Here is a 13,659-nt window from a genome sequence, read left to right as displayed (position 1 = left end):
CCCTGGTGGAGGCGGTTTGGCTAAACAGCCATTCGGATTTCAGCGCCGCATATCCGGGCTTGATCACGTCATTGATCATGGCCAGTCGTTCATCGAAAGGAATGAACGCTGATTTCATCGCATTGACGGAGAACCACTGCATGTCGTCGAGCGTGTAACCGAATGCCTCGACCAGGTGCTCGAACTCCCGGCTCATGCTGGTGTGGGACATGAGCCGGTTGTCCGTGTTGACCGTGGCGCGGAAGTGCAGGCGGCGCAGCAGCCCGATGGGGTGCTCGGCGTAGGAGGTGGCCGCGCCGGTCTGGAGGTTGGAGCTCGGGCACAGCTCCAGGGGGATGCGCTTGTCGCGGACGTAGGAGGCGAGCCGCCCGAGCGTGACGCTGCCGTCCTCGTGGACGTGGATGTCGTCGATGATGCGCACCCCGTGCCCGAGCCGGTCGGCGCCGCACCACTGGAGGGCCTGCCAGATGGAGGGCAGGCCGAACGCCTCGCCGGCGTGGATGGTGAAGTGGTTGTTCTCCCGCTTCAGGTACTCGAAGGCGTCCAGGTGCCGGGTGGGCGGGTATCCGGCCTCGGCGCCGGCGATGTCGAAGCCGACGACGCCGAAGTCGCGGTAGCGGTTGGCGAGTTCGGCGATCTCCAGGGCGCGGGCCGCGTGCCGCATGGCGGTGAGCAGGGCGCCGATCCGGATGCGCCGGCCGTCGGCGAGGGCGAGCCGCTCGCCCTCCCGGAACCCTTCGTTGACGGCCTCGACGACCTCCTCCAGGCTCAGTCCGCCCTCCAGGTGCTGCTCGGGGGCGTAGCGCACCTCGGCGTAGACGACGCCGTCCTCGGCGAGGTCCTGGGCGCACTCGCGGGCGACGCGGACGAGCGCGTCCCGGGTCTGCATCACGCCGACGGTGTGGGAGAAGGTCTCCAGGTACCGCTCCAGGGAGCCGGAGTCGGCGGCCTCGCGGAACCACAGGCCGAGCTTTTCCGGATCGGTGTCGGGGAGTGGGGAGTAGCCCGAGGCGCGGGCGAGGTCGACGACGGTGCCCGGGCGGAGTCCGCCGTCGAGGTGGTCGTGCAGCAGAACCTTGGGCGCCCGGCGGATCTGGTCCGTGCTCGGGGTGTTCCCCAGGTGGGCAGTCTGGTTCGTCATTTCCGCACTCTAACGCCTACGCGCGTAGAAATCCGGGGTTCCCGGAGCGCGCGGCCGACGGCCGGTTCCCGCCCTGTACACATCCGTCGATACGTAACGGTGACCGCACGGACGGGTGGCGTGGACCGGTGCTTCTGACACTGTTCTGTCATGGCACAGCAAGCGACGCCGGTCCGCGCGGCCCGGCTGGGGAGGACGCTCGGCCCGGAGCCGACGGCGGTGAGCGGAGCGGTGCTGCTGCTTCCGGGCGGCCGGGAGGTCTCCGGGCGCAGGCCCTCCCCGGTGCTGGCGACCGCCTCCATGCGCGCCCTCGGGCGCCGGCTGGCCCGCGCGGCGCGCGGCCAGGGCCTGGCCACGCACGTGGTGCACTACCGCTACCGCGGCTGGAACGGCCACGAGGCGCACCTCGCCCGCGACGCCACCTGGGCGGTCGAGGAGGTCGTACGGCGCTACGGCGACGTCCCGGTGTGCCTGGCCGGACTCGACATGGGCGGCCGGGCGGCGCTGCGCGCGGGCGGGCACGAGGCGGTCGAGGCGGTGGTGGCGATCGCCCCCTGGCTGCCCGAGGAGGACGTGGCCGCCTCCCCCGAACCGGTGAAGCAGCTCGTCGGGCGCCGGGTGCTGATCGTGCACGGCACCAACGACGAGCGCACCGACCCCGAGCTGTCCTTCCGGTTCGCGACGCGGGCGAAGAAGGCGAACCGGGACGTGTGCCGGTTCGAGGTGCACGCCGACGGGCACGGGCTGCGCCAGTACCGCGACGAGGTCACCGCGCTGGCCACCGACTTCGTCATGGGCACCCTGTTCGGGCGGCCCTTCTCACGGCCCGTGCAGGACGCCCTGGCCGCGCCCCCGCCGCTGGGGCTGCGGATGCCGCTGGCGGCGGGGTTCGGCAGGACGCTGCGGAACTGAACGCCCCAGGGCCTCTCGTTTGGATCATGCCGGGCTCGCGGGCCCTGGCACCGCGCCTCGCCGCGTTGTCGTCGGTTGCCATGGCTCCGCCATGACGCCCTCCTCCGCCTTGCGATCCTCCCCCACTGCCTGAACGGCGTGGGAGGTACCCCCATCACCAGACCCCGCTCCCTGATCCGGCCTGATCCAAACGAAAGGCCCTAGCGAGACACCCCCTGGCGGCGTCAGGGCAGCAGCCTGCCGCGCCGGGACAGCAGGAACTTCTTGAACGCCGCCACCGGAGGTGTGTCCGGATGGCCCTCCAGCCAGGCGACGCCGATCTCCCGTACCGCGCGCGGGGCCGTGACCGTCAGTTCGGCGACGCCTGGCCGGGGCACGGGCGGCGGGGGCAGCAGGGCCACGCCGAGCCCGGCGGCGACCAGGCCCCGCAGGGTTTCCGTCTCCTCGCCCTCGAAGGCCACCCTCGGCTTGAAGCCGGCCTCGCGGCAGAGGGCGTCGGTGATGCGGCGCAGTCCGTAGCCGGGCTCCAGGGTCACGAACACCTCCTCGGCGGCCTCGGCGAGGCGGACGCGGCGGCGGTCGGCGAGCCGGTGGTCGGCGGGGACGACCAGGCGCAGCTTCTGCTCGTCCAGGCGGCGGGCGACGAGGTCGGGGGCGTCGGGCACGGGTGAGGTCAGGCACAGGTCCAGCTCGCCCGCGCGCAGCCGTTCCAGCATGGCCTCGCCGTAGTTCTGGACGAGGCTGAAGCGGACGCGGGGGTGGTCGGCGCGGAAGGCGTGGATCAGTCCGGGCACGGTCTCGGCGCCCATGGTGTGCAGGAAGCCGAAGGCGACCTTGCCGGTGGCCGGGTCGGCGTCGGCGCGTACCTCCTCGGCGGCGCGTTCGATCTCGGCGAGGGCCCGTTCGACGGAGGCGAGGAAGGTGCGGCCGGCGGGGGTGAGGGAGACCGTACGGCCGTGCCGGGCGAACAGGTCGACGCCGAGGTCCTGCTCCAGGCGGACCATGGCGCGGGAGAGGGTGGACTGCGGGACCTGCATCTCCTGGGCGGCGCGCGTGACGTGCTCGGTGCGGGCGACGCCGGCGAAGTGGGCGAGGCGGGGCGCGAGCAGGCGCGCGATGTCCTCGGTGTTCTTTTCGATGTCTTCTGTGTCACCGGACGGTGACAGTCGACCTTGTGACCTCTGCTGATGCGCCATGGGAACGATTATGGCCATTCCATGCATTGGACGGATGAGGGTCGGGGTTCCTACGGTCGAAGCATGTCTCCCGCCAGTACCGGGGCGTCCACCGTCGTGGGCGCCGCACGCACCGTCCCCGCCGTCGACGCCACCGACTCCCGTATGACCCCGGGCGGTCCCGGCTACCGCCGGATGAGCCTCGCCCTCTTCCTCGCCGGTGTCGCGACCTTCGCGCTGCTGTACTCCACGCAGGCACTGCTGCCGCTGATCTCCGGGGAGTTCGGGGTGGCGGCGAGCGAGGCGAGCTGGACGGTCGCGGCGGCGACCGGTGGGCTGGCCCTGTTCGTCCTCCCGATGAGCGCGCTGTCGGAACGTTTCGGCCGCCGTACGGTGATGACGGCCTCGCTGGCGGTCGCGGTGGCCGTCGGCCTGCTGGTGCCGTTCGCGCCGTCGCTCGGCGCGCTGGTGGTGCTGCGGGCGTTGCAGGGCGCCGCGCTGGCGGGGCTGCCGGCCTCCGCGCAGGCCTATCTGGCGGAGGAGGTCCGCCCCAGGGCGCTGGTCACGGCGATCGGCCTGTTCGTGGCGGGCAACAGCGTGGGTGGGATGAGCGGCCGGGTGATCACGGGCTGGGTCGCCCAGGAGTGGGGCTGGCGGGTCGCCGTGGGTGTCGTCGGCGTGATCGCGGTGCTGTGCGCGGTGGCGTTCCGCCTGCTGCTGCCGGCGCCGAGGCACTTCAGGCCGGGCTCGCTGCGCCCGCGCGTGCTGGCCGGCACGGTCCGCGACCACCTGGCCGATCCGCTGCTGCGCCGCCTGTACGCGATCGGCGCGCTGTTCATGACGGTGTTCGGCGGGGTCTACACGGTGATCGGCTACCGCCTGACCGAGGCACCGTTCTCCCTCCCCCAGGGCATCGTCGGCTCGATCTTCCTGGTCTATCTCGTGGGCACGGTGTCGGCGTCGACGGCGGGACGGCTGGTGGGCCGGCTGGGCCGCAGGGGCGCCCTGTACCTGGCGGGTGCCACGACGGCGGCGGGACTGCTGCTGTCGCTGCTGGACTCCGTCGCGCCGGTGCTCCTCGGCCTGGTCCTGATCACGGCGGGCTTCTTCGCCGGGCACGCGGTGGCCTCCTCGGCGGTCAGCAAGACCGCCGCCCACGGCCGCGCCCAGGCCTCCGCGCTGTACCAGTCCGCCTACTACATCGGCTCCAGCGCCGGCAGCACGGTCGGCGCCATCGCCTTCCACGCCCAGGGCTGGCCGGGGACGGTCGGCGTGGGTCTGCTGGCGGTGCTGGGCGTCGTGACGATCACGGTGCTCGGCTCCCGGGCGGCCCGGGCGGCGGCGCGTCGCGGGCCGGTGGCGGCGTAGCCCGCCCCCGTCTCGCCCACGGCGTAGCCCGCCCCTTCGCACCGGCAGCACCGGGCGAACTGGGGTGCGAATGATGCCATCACGCCTGTGACCTGCTGCTTCCTCCGCTCCGGGGGCCGTTGTCAGTGGCCTGCGGTAGCTTCCGAAGTGCTGGGCGCGATGGACGCGCGCGGACGGAACGGCCACAGGGGTGGGTGGACGACGATGAGCAACGGTACGGCGACGGCGGATCTCGACGCAGAGCTGGAGAAGTACCGGGTCGAGCTGACCGGTTACTGCTACCGCATGCTCGGCTCGTCCTTCGAGGCCGAGGACGCGGTGCAGGACACCCTGGTGCGCGCCTGGCGCAGCCACGACAGGTTCGAGGGCCGCTCCAGCCTTCGCTCGTGGCTGTACCGCATCGCGACGAACGTGTGCCTGGACATGCTGTCGGCGGGCAACAAGCGGGCCCGGCCGATGGATCTGACGGAGTCGACTCCGCTGGCCCGGGCGGCGCTGGCGCCCCGGCCGGACAACACCTGGCTGGAGCCGATGCCGGACGGCCGGGTCCTGCCGGCGGTCGAGGACCCGGCGGAGGCGGCGGTCGCCAAGGAGTCCGTACGGCTGGCCTTCATGGCGGCGCTCCAGCAGCTCCCGGCCAAGCAGCGGGCCGTGCTGATCCTGCGCGAGGTGCTGGCCTGGAAGGCGAGCGAGGTCGCCGAGCTGCTCGGCACGACGGTCGCCTCGGTCAACAGCGCCCTGCAACGGGCGCGGGCCACGCTCGCCGAGCGGGAGGACACAGGCGCCCGCGCCGAGGTGTCCGACCCGCTGGACGAGGAGCAGCAAAAGCTCCTGGAGCGCTATGTGAAGGCGTTCGAGGGGTACGACATGACGGCGCTGACCGCGCTGCTGCACGAGGACGCGGTGATGACGATGCCGCCGTTCGACCTGTGGCTGACCGGCTCGGCGGACATCACCGGCTTCATGACGACGCTCGGCGCGGCCTGTGCGGGCTCGCGCCTGCTGCCGGTGCGGGCGAACGGGCTGCCGGGCTTCGCGCAGTACAAGCCGGACCCGGAGAAGGGCGGCTTCACGCCGTGGGCCGTGCAGGTGCTGGAGATCTCAGACGGCCGGATCCTCGGCTTCCACTGCTTCCTCGACACCCAGCGCTGGTTCCCGCTGTTCGGACTGCCCCTCCGTCTCGAAGGTGAGGCCGACCAGGGCGAGCAGGGGGTGTAGCGCCGGGTCGGGGTCGCGCAGCCGGATGCGGCCCCCGGCCCGCCGGGCGGCCAGCTGAAGCCGCGCCAGCAGGTCGACGGTGCCGAGGCCGGGCGGTCCCAGCCCGCCCACGTCGCACACCACGACACCGGCTCCGGTCGTCTCCAGCAGACCGCGCACGTCGTCGCACAGCCCCCTCACCTCCTCCCGGGTGACGGGGCCGGCGAGCACGAGCACGGCGGGTGTCTTGGCGTCCACGATCGGTAGACCCCCCTGCGGGCGACAACTCATCGCGGTGGGACGACCCGCCGGAGATCACATTGACCCGCCGCCCTCCCTCCCCGGAGGGTGAGTGCATGCCCCATGGATCAGCACCGCCCTGGATACCCGACTGCCTCCTGCCACCCGCCGAGGAGTCCGCGTGCAAGGGGTGTTGACGGGTTTCGCGGTCATCGCGGTCGTGATCGGCGTCGGCTATCTGATCGGGCGGCGCGGCTACCTCGGCGACCAGGGGCGGGAGGTGCTGACCAAGCTGGCCTTCCATGTGGCGACCCCGGCGCTGCTGTTCACCACGCTGGCCCGGGCCGACCTGTCGGTGGTCTTCTCCGGCCGGCTGCTGGTGACGGCGGCGAGCACGGCGGCAGCGGCGGGCGTCTTCGTGGCGTTCGGCGCGATGCGGCACTGGGGCGTGGGCCGCACCACGATCGGCGCCCTGTGCTCCAGTTACGTCAACTCCGGCAACCTGGGCATCCCGATCGCCGCGTACGTCCTCGGGGACGCCTCGCTGGTGGCCCCGGTGCTGCTGTTCCAGCAGATCCTGGTCACGCCCATCGCCCTGACGGTCCTGGACCTGTCCGGCGCGGGCGAGAAGGGCCCACTGTGGCAGCGTCTGCTGACGCCGCTGCGCAACCCGGTCGCGGTGGGCGCCCTGAGCGGCGTCCTGATCTCGGCGACCGGCGTGCGCGTGCCCGGCCCGGTCATGGAGCCGCTCACGCTGATCGCCAACATGTCCGTCCCGGCCGTCCTGCTGGCCTTCGGGATCGCCCTGCGCGGCAGCGCGGCCCCCGCCCGGGGCCGGGACCGCCACCTGGTGCTGCTGTCGGTCGCGTTGAAGTCGGTGGGCCAGCCGGTCGCGGCCTGGGCCCTGGCGACGAGCGTCTTCGGGCTGCGGGGCCCGCAACTGCTGGACGTGGTGGTGACCTCGGCCCTGCCCGCCGCCCAGAACCTGTTCACGTACGCGAGCCGCTACCGGGTGGGCGAGTCACTGGCCCAGGAGTCGATCCTGCTGTCGACGATCCTGTCGGTGCCGGTGTTGGTGGCCGTCGCGGCATTGCTCGGGTGACGGGGTGTCAGTCCACCGGGAATTCACTGGTGTCGATCACGACGTCGAAGGGGGCGGGCAGTTTGACGGGTTCGCCGAACTTGGCCGTGGCCAGGGGGCGGTAGACGTCGCCCTTCGGCTCTCCGTAGAGCGTCACGGTGGGACCGTCGGCGGCCCAGCGGTCAACGAGGAGGTAGAGCGGGATGCCAGCGGTGGCGTATGCGGCGGGCTTGCTGATGCGGTCGTGGCGGGCGTTGGACTTGGACGTCACCTCGACGACGAGCTCGGCGAGAGCAGCCGGGACGTGAGTATCCGATTCCGCGCATTCCGGCAGCGGAGCAACCACAAGGTCCGGGATGAGCATGCCCAGACGCGACGGCACGGCGATGGCCAGTGTCTGGAAGATCTCCCAGTCTTCGGGGATCACGGAATAGAGGCGACGCTGGATGCGAGCCGCGATCACGTTATGACGGGGTGCGGGAGCGGGTGACACGGTGATGATCCCCTCGATGATCTCCACCTTGCTGCCCTCGGGCCATTCCATCTCCTCCCAGAACCGGACGAGGTCGTCCCAGCTCTGGTCGGGGTCCTGGCTCACGGTGAGTGCGCTCATGGCGGTTCTCCTATCGGTGCGTCACCGATCCCAGCATGCCGAACGGGACCGGTGCAGGTCCACCGATCCCGTTCACCCAAAAGGGGAAAGTGCAGGTCAGGCGATACGTTCCAGCACTACCGGAGACGCCGTGAAGTCCGTGCCCGGCTCCGCGACGTCGTAGGAGCCGGCCACCGCCTCGAGGGCGTACTCGAAGCGCTCCGGGGTGTCCGTGTGGAGGGTCAGGAGGGGCTGGCCCTCCGTCACCTTGTCGCCCGGCTTGGCGTGGAGTTCGACGCCCGCCGCCGCCTGTACCGGGTCCTCCTTGCGGGCGCGGCCCGCGCCGAGGCGCCAGGCGGCGACGCCGATGCCGTAGGCGTCGAGGCGGGTCAGGACGCCGGAGGCGGCGGCCTTGACCACATGCTGTTCCTTCGACGTGGGCAGGGGCGCGTCCGGGTCGCCGCCCTGGGCGGCGATCATGCGGCGCCAGACGTCCATCGCCGAGCCGTCGGCCAGGGCCTTGGCGGGGTCGGCGTCCTTCAGGCCGGCCGCGTCCAGCATCTCCCGGGCCAGGGCCAGGGTCAGCTCCACCACGTCCGCCGGGCCGCCGCCCGCCAGGACCTCCACGGACTCGCGGACCTCCAGGGCGTTGCCCGCCGTCAGGCCGAGCGGCGTTGCCATGTCGGTGAGCAGGGCGACCGTCTTCACGCCGTGGTCGGTGCCGAGGCCGACCATCGTGGACGCCAGCTCACGGGCGTCCTCGATGGTCTTCATGAAGGCGCCGGAGCCCACCTTCACGTCCAGGACCAGGCTGCCCGTGCCCTCCGCGATCTTCTTGGACATGATGGAGGAGGCGATCAGCGGGATCGCCTCGACCGTGCCGGTCACGTCACGCAGGGCGTAGAGCTTCTTGTCGGCGGGGGCCAGGCCGTCGCCCGCCGCGCAGATCACGGCGCCGACCTCGTCCAGGACGCGCAGCATCTCCTCGTTGGACAGCAGCGCCCGCCAGCCGGGGATCGACTCCAGCTTGTCCAGCGTGCCGCCGGTGTGGCCGAGGCCCCGGCCGGACAGCTGGGGTACGGCGGCGCCGCAGGCGGCGACCAGCGGGGCCAGCGGCAGGGTGATCTTGTCGCCGACGCCGCCCGTGGAGTGCTTGTCGGCGGTGGGGCGGGACAGGGAGGAGAAGTCCATGCGCTCGCCGGAGGCGATCATCGCGGCGGTCCAGCGGGCGATCTCCCGGCGGTCCATGCCGTTGAGGAGGATGGCCATCGCGAGCGCGGACATCTGCTCGTCGGCGACCTCCCCGCGGGTGTACGCGTCGATGACCCAGTCGATCTGCGCGTCGCTGAGCTCGCCGCGGTCCCGCTTGGTGCGGATGACGGAGATGGCGTCCATGGCCATGGGGTGGGGTTCCTTCCGGGTGCGAAGGGAGACGGCCCCGTGCGGGCCGGCCACGAGGGACGGCTCGTACGGGGCCGCACGGTTGTTACTTGCTGAGGTGGTCCGGTGTTACTTGCTGAGATGGTCCGGCCCGAAGGCCTGCGGCAGCATCTGGGACAGCGGCAGGATCCCCGCCGGGGTCTCCAGCAGCAGGTCCGGCCCGCCGAACTCGTACAGCAGCTGGCGGCAGCGCCCGCACGGCACGAGGATGTCGCCCCGGCCGTCCACGCAGGTGAAGTGGGTGAGCCGGCCGCCGCCGCTGTTCTGGAGCTGCGAGACGAGTCCGCACTCGGCGCACAGGCCGAGGCCGTAGGAGGCGTTCTCCACGTTGCAGCCGGTGACGATCCGGCCGTCGTCGACCAGCGCGGCGACGCCGACCGGGTAGCCCGAGTAGGGGGCGTAGGCGCGGCACATCGCCGCGCGCGCCTCCTCGCGCAGCCTCTCCCAGTCGACCGTCGTCGCGTCCGAGATCACTTGCCCTGTCCCTTCCGGTACCGCATGCCGTCCGCCTTGGGCATCCGCAGGCGCTGCGCGGACAGCGACAGCACCAGCAGGGTGACGACGTACGGGGTGGCACCCACGAAGTCGCCCGGCACCTCGTCGGTGACCAGGTACCAGACCAGGACGAGCGCGGCCATGACGGCGCTGATCACACCCTGCCACAGGGCCTTGCGGTAGAGCTTCCAGCCGGCGAGAGCCGCGAGAAGAACCACCAGGAGGAGCAGCAGCGCGTGCACGGTCACACCGCCGTTGCGCAGCTGGAGCGCGTCGGAGAAGCCGAACAGGCCCGCGCCCATCGCCAGACCGCCCGGCCGCCAGTTGCCGAAGATCATGGCGGCGAGGCCGATGTAGCCGCGTCCGCCGGTCTGGCCCTCGAGGTAGATGTGGGAGGTGACCAGCGAGAGGAAGGCGCCGCCGAGGCCGGCGAGGCCGCCGGAGATGGCCACGGCCGCGTACTTGTAGGTGTAGACGTTGACGCCGAGGGACTCCGCGGCGATCGGGTTCTCACCGCAGGAGCGCAGCCGCAGACCGAACGGGGTGCGCCACAGCAGCCACCAGGTCCCGACGAACAGCACCGCGGCCAGGATGGTCACCACGGACAGGTTGGTGACCAGACCGCCGAGGATGCCGGCGAGGTCGGAGACGAGGAACCAGTGGTGCTTCTCGACCGACTGGAGGGCGTCCGAGAGGCCGGGCACGTCGAAGTTCGGCAGCGAGTCCGAGGGCGGGGACTGCTTGGGGTTGCCGCCGGCGTCCGCCGCCTTGCCGTCCACGAAGAAGAGCTTGGCGAGGTACTGGGTGGCGCCGAGCGCGAGCAGGTTGATCGCGACACCGGAGACGATGTGGTCGACACCGAAGGTGACGGTGGCGACGGCGTGCACCAGGCCGCCGAGGACACCGAAGCCGATGCCGCACAGCAGGCCGAGCCAGGGGCTGGACTGCCAGCCGATCCAGCCGGCGCCGAAGGTGCCGAGGATCATCATGCCCTCGAGGCCGATGTTGACCACACCGGCCCGCTCGGACCACAGACCGGCGAGGCCGGCGAGGCCGATCGGAACGGCGAGGCCCAGCGCGGCGCTGATCTGGCCGGCGGAGTCGAGCTGGTCGGCGCCGGTGATCACACGGACCGCGGCGACGAGCAGCAGGGCGCCCGCGACGATCATGAGGATCTGGCCGAGCGACCGGCCCTGGCGCCCCGCCGCGGCGTCCGCCTTGGGCGCCACGGGCGGCGGCGTGTCGGTCATCGTGGCAGTCATCACGCCACCTCCTGCTTCTTCATCGGGGCGACGGCCTGGGCGGCGAGCTCGGCGCCGACCCGCTGCTGCTGGCGCTTGAGGCCGTAGCGGCGGACGACCTCGTAGGCGATCACGACGCACAGGACGATGACGCCCTGGATCACGCCGAGGATCTCCTTGTCGTAACCCTGGAACTCCAGGTGGTTGGTGGTGCGCTCCAGGAAGCCCCACAGGAGGGCGCCGAGTGCGATGCCGACCGGGTGGTTGCGGCCGAGCAGCGCGATGGCGATACCGGTGAAGCCGATGCCCGCCGGGAAGCTGTTGTCGTACTGGTAGCTCTCGTTGAGCAGCGTGGGCATGCCGATCAGACCGGCCACGGCACCCGAGATGATCATGCTGGTGACGACCATCTTCTTCACCGACACACCGCTGGCGGAGGCGGCGCTCTCGGACTGGCCGACGGTGCGCAGGTCGAAGCCGAACCGGGTGCGGCCGAGCACGAACCAGTACGCGAGGCCGACGATCACGGCGACGATGACGAGGCCGTCCAGGACGCCGGCCGGGCCGGTGTCGAAGTTGAAGAAGTGCGAGGCCCCCGGCAGCGGCTTGGTGGAGACGAGGGTGCCCGCCTCGTCGAGCTGGCCGAGCTTTCCGGGCTGGAGCAGGTAAGCGATGATCGCGGTGGCGATCGAGTTGAGCATGATCGTCGAGATGACCTCGCTGACACCCCGCGTCACCTTGAGAACGCCCGCGATGGCCGCCCACAGGGCGCCGGTCGCCATGGCGCACAGCATGATCAGCGGAATGGCGATCCAGCCGGGGACGGTGAGCGCCCCGCCGAGGACCGCGGCCATGAACGCGGCGAGCCGGTACTGGCCGTCGACGCCGATGTTGAACAGGTTCATGCGGAAGCCGAGGGCCACCGCGACGCCCGCCAGGTAGTACGTCGTCGCCTTGTTCAGGATGTAGACCTGGCTGTCGCTGGCGGAGCCGTAGGTCACCATGTCGCTGAAGGCGTCGCCGGGGTTCTTGCCGGTGGCGAGGATGACCAGGGTCGTGACGACGAGCGCGGCGACCACGGCCAGCAGCGGCGCCGCGATCCCGAGGAGCAGCCGCTCCTTGTCGATCCGTTGGGTCAGCTTGTTCATCGGTCGGCGTCCTCTGTGTGCTCCAGGTGGCCGGTGGCCGCACCCGTCATGGCGGAGCCCAGCTCCTCGGGGGTGATGGTGGCGGGGTCGGCGTCGGCGACCAGGCGGCCGCGGTACATCACCCGCAGGGTGTCGGAGAGCCCGATGAGCTCGTCCAGGTCGGCGGAGATCAGCAGCACGGCCAGGCCCTTGCGGCGGGCCTCGCGGATGTGGTCCCAGATCGCGGCCTGCGCGCCGACGTCCACGCCCCGGGTGGGGTGGGCGGCGATGAGGAGCTTGGGGTCGTGGCTCATCTCGCGGCCGACGATCAGCTTCTGCTGGTTGCCGCCGGACAGCGAGGCGGCGGTCACCTCGATGCCCGGGGTGCGCACGTCGTAGGCCTCGACGATGCGCTCGGTGTCGGCGCGGGCGGCCTTGAGGTCGAGCAGTCCGCCGCGCGAGTTGGGCTTCTCAGTGACGTGGCCGAGGATGCGGTTCTCCCACAGCGGCGCCTCGAGGAGCAGGCCGTGGCGGTGGCGGTCCTCGGGGATGTAGCCGACGCCGGCCTCGCGGCGGCGGCGGGTGGGGGCGTGGGAGATGTCGGTGCCGTCGAGGGTGATCGCGCCGGCGTCGGGGTCGCGGATGCCCATGATGGCCTCGACCAGTTCGGACTGGCCGTTGCCCTCCACACCGGCGATGCCGAGGACCTCGCCCTTGTGGATGGTGAAGGAGATGTCGTCGAGGATGATCCGCTGGACGCCGTCGAGGTCGGTCTGCGCCAGGCGCAGGCCCGCCAGCTTCAGCAGCGGGACGTCCGTGACGGTGGACTCCTCGGTCTCCGGCGTGGGCAGTTCGCTGCCGACCATCAGCTCGGCGAGCTGCTTGGTGGTGGTCGTCCGCGGGTCGACCGTGCCGACCGTGGTGCCGCGCCGGATGACGGTGATCTCGTCGGCGACGGACAGCACCTCGCCCAGCTTGTGGGAGATGAAGATGACGGTGAGCCCCTCGGCCTTCAGCTCGCGCAGGTTGTCGAAGAGGGCGTCGACCTCCTGCGGCACGAGGACGGCGGTGGGCTCGTCGAGGATGAGGGTCCTGGCGCCGCGGTAGAGGACCTTGAGGATCTCCACGCGCTGGCGGTCGGCGACGCCGAGTTCCTCCAGGAGGACGTCCGGCCGCACGTTCAGGCCGTACGCGTCGGATATCTCCTTGATCTTGGCGCGCGCCTTGGCGCCGATGCCGTAGAGCTTCTCCGCGCCGAGGACGACGTTCTCGAGGACGGTGAGGTTGTCGGCGAGCATGAAGTGCTGGTGCACCATGCCGATGCCGCGGGCGATGGCGTCGCCGGGGTTGTGGAAGGTGACCTGTTCGCCGCCCACGGTGATGGTGCCCTCGTCCGGCTGCTGCATGCCGTAGAGGATCTTCATCAGGGTGGACTTGCCGGCACCGTTCTCACCGCACAGGGCGTGGACGGTGCCCGTGCGGACCGTGATGTCGATGTCGCGGTTGGCGACGACGCCGGGGAAGCGCTTGGTGATGCCGCGCAGTTCGACGGCAGCGGGAGGGCTGGACGCGTTGATGGCGCACTCTCCTCGGGGAAAGGGGCTGCGGGGGGAGGGCAGGCGTCGGCGACGCTAGCGCGGCAACTCCTTG

The 13,659-nt window shown here is 71.4% G+C and carries 13 protein-coding genes; 4 read left to right on the top strand and 9 right to left on the bottom strand.

What is annotated here, in order from left to right:
• A partial coding sequence (locus tag ABZ484_RS31880) for an adenosine deaminase (RefSeq protein ID WP_358869403.1) occupies positions 1–1,141 on the bottom strand: 1,141 nt, incomplete at its 3' end.
• 150 nt (positions 1,142–1,291) lie between these two features.
• Between ABZ484_RS31880 and ABZ484_RS31875 the strand changes: the two genes are divergently transcribed.
• Entirely contained in the window at positions 1,292–2,053 is a 762-nt protein-coding gene (locus tag ABZ484_RS31875; RefSeq protein ID WP_358869402.1) for an alpha/beta hydrolase, read from the top strand.
• 224 nt (positions 2,054–2,277) lie between these two features.
• Here ABZ484_RS31875 and ABZ484_RS31870 read toward each other — a convergent pair whose 3' ends face one another.
• A complete protein-coding gene (locus ABZ484_RS31870) occupies positions 2,278–3,249 on the bottom strand; it encodes a LysR substrate-binding domain-containing protein (protein ID WP_358869401.1) in 972 nt (323 codons plus the stop codon).
• A 63-nt stretch (positions 3,250–3,312) separates the two neighbouring features.
• Between ABZ484_RS31870 and ABZ484_RS31865 the strand changes: the two genes are divergently transcribed.
• Complete coding sequence (locus tag ABZ484_RS31865; RefSeq protein ID WP_358869400.1) at positions 3,313–4,596, top strand: MFS transporter; 1,284 nt, start codon at positions 3,313–3,315, stop codon at positions 4,594–4,596.
• A gap of 204 nt (positions 4,597–4,800) precedes the next feature.
• On the top strand, positions 4,801–5,814 hold the full coding sequence (locus ABZ484_RS31860; protein ID WP_358869399.1) for a sigma-70 family RNA polymerase sigma factor: 1,014 nt from the start codon (positions 4,801–4,803) through the stop codon (positions 5,812–5,814).
• On the opposite strand, the gene ABZ484_RS31855 is transcribed toward ABZ484_RS31860, so the two are convergent.
• Positions 5,698–6,084: an STAS domain-containing protein gene (locus tag ABZ484_RS31855; protein WP_358869398.1), complete on the bottom strand. Its 387-nt coding sequence runs from the start codon at positions 6,082–6,084 to the stop codon at positions 5,698–5,700. The genes ABZ484_RS31860 and ABZ484_RS31855 overlap by 117 nt on opposite strands.
• Positions 6,085–6,214: 130 nt before the next feature.
• On the opposite strand from ABZ484_RS31855, the gene ABZ484_RS31850 reads away from it, so the two are divergent.
• On the top strand, positions 6,215–7,135 hold the full coding sequence (locus ABZ484_RS31850; protein WP_358869397.1) for an AEC family transporter: 921 nt from the start codon (positions 6,215–6,217) through the stop codon (positions 7,133–7,135).
• A gap of 7 nt (positions 7,136–7,142) precedes the next feature.
• Here ABZ484_RS31850 and ABZ484_RS31845 read toward each other — a convergent pair whose 3' ends face one another.
• The 6 genes from ABZ484_RS31845 to ABZ484_RS31820 form a co-directional block, all read right to left on the bottom strand.
• On the bottom strand, positions 7,143–7,727 hold the full coding sequence (locus ABZ484_RS31845; RefSeq protein ID WP_358869396.1) for a Uma2 family endonuclease: 585 nt from the start codon (positions 7,725–7,727) through the stop codon (positions 7,143–7,145).
• Positions 7,728–7,823: 96 nt separating this feature from the next.
• Positions 7,824–9,107 (bottom strand): thymidine phosphorylase, encoded by a 1,284-nt coding sequence (locus ABZ484_RS31840; protein WP_358869395.1) that lies wholly within the window; start codon positions 9,105–9,107, stop codon positions 7,824–7,826.
• A 108-nt stretch (positions 9,108–9,215) separates the two neighbouring features.
• The gene (locus ABZ484_RS31835; protein ID WP_358869406.1) at positions 9,216–9,617 is read right to left on the bottom strand and encodes a cytidine deaminase; all 402 of its coding nucleotides are present in this window, start codon (positions 9,615–9,617) and stop codon (positions 9,216–9,218) included.
• Positions 9,617–10,903: an ABC transporter permease gene (locus tag ABZ484_RS31830; protein WP_358869394.1), complete on the bottom strand. Its 1,287-nt coding sequence runs from the start codon at positions 10,901–10,903 to the stop codon at positions 9,617–9,619. The genes ABZ484_RS31835 and ABZ484_RS31830 overlap by 1 nt, the downstream gene beginning before the upstream one ends.
• The gene (locus tag ABZ484_RS31825) at positions 10,903–12,030 is read right to left on the bottom strand and encodes an ABC transporter permease (protein WP_358869393.1); all 1,128 of its coding nucleotides are present in this window, start codon (positions 12,028–12,030) and stop codon (positions 10,903–10,905) included. Before ABZ484_RS31825 ends, ABZ484_RS31830 begins: the two co-directional genes overlap by 1 nt.
• Positions 12,027–13,553 (bottom strand): ABC transporter ATP-binding protein, encoded by a 1,527-nt coding sequence (locus ABZ484_RS31820; RefSeq protein ID WP_358869405.1) that lies wholly within the window; start codon positions 13,551–13,553, stop codon positions 12,027–12,029. The genes ABZ484_RS31825 and ABZ484_RS31820 overlap by 4 nt, the downstream gene beginning before the upstream one ends.
• Positions 13,554–13,659: the final 106 nt, after the last annotated feature.

Origin of the sequence: Streptomyces sp. NPDC006393, from assembly GCF_040628575.1 — a bacterium.
Lineage (GTDB): Bacteria > Actinomycetota > Actinomycetes > Streptomycetales > Streptomycetaceae > Streptomyces.
The sequence above is the reverse complement of the archived record's forward strand: the minus strand, read 5'-3'. Positions and strand labels throughout refer to the sequence as shown.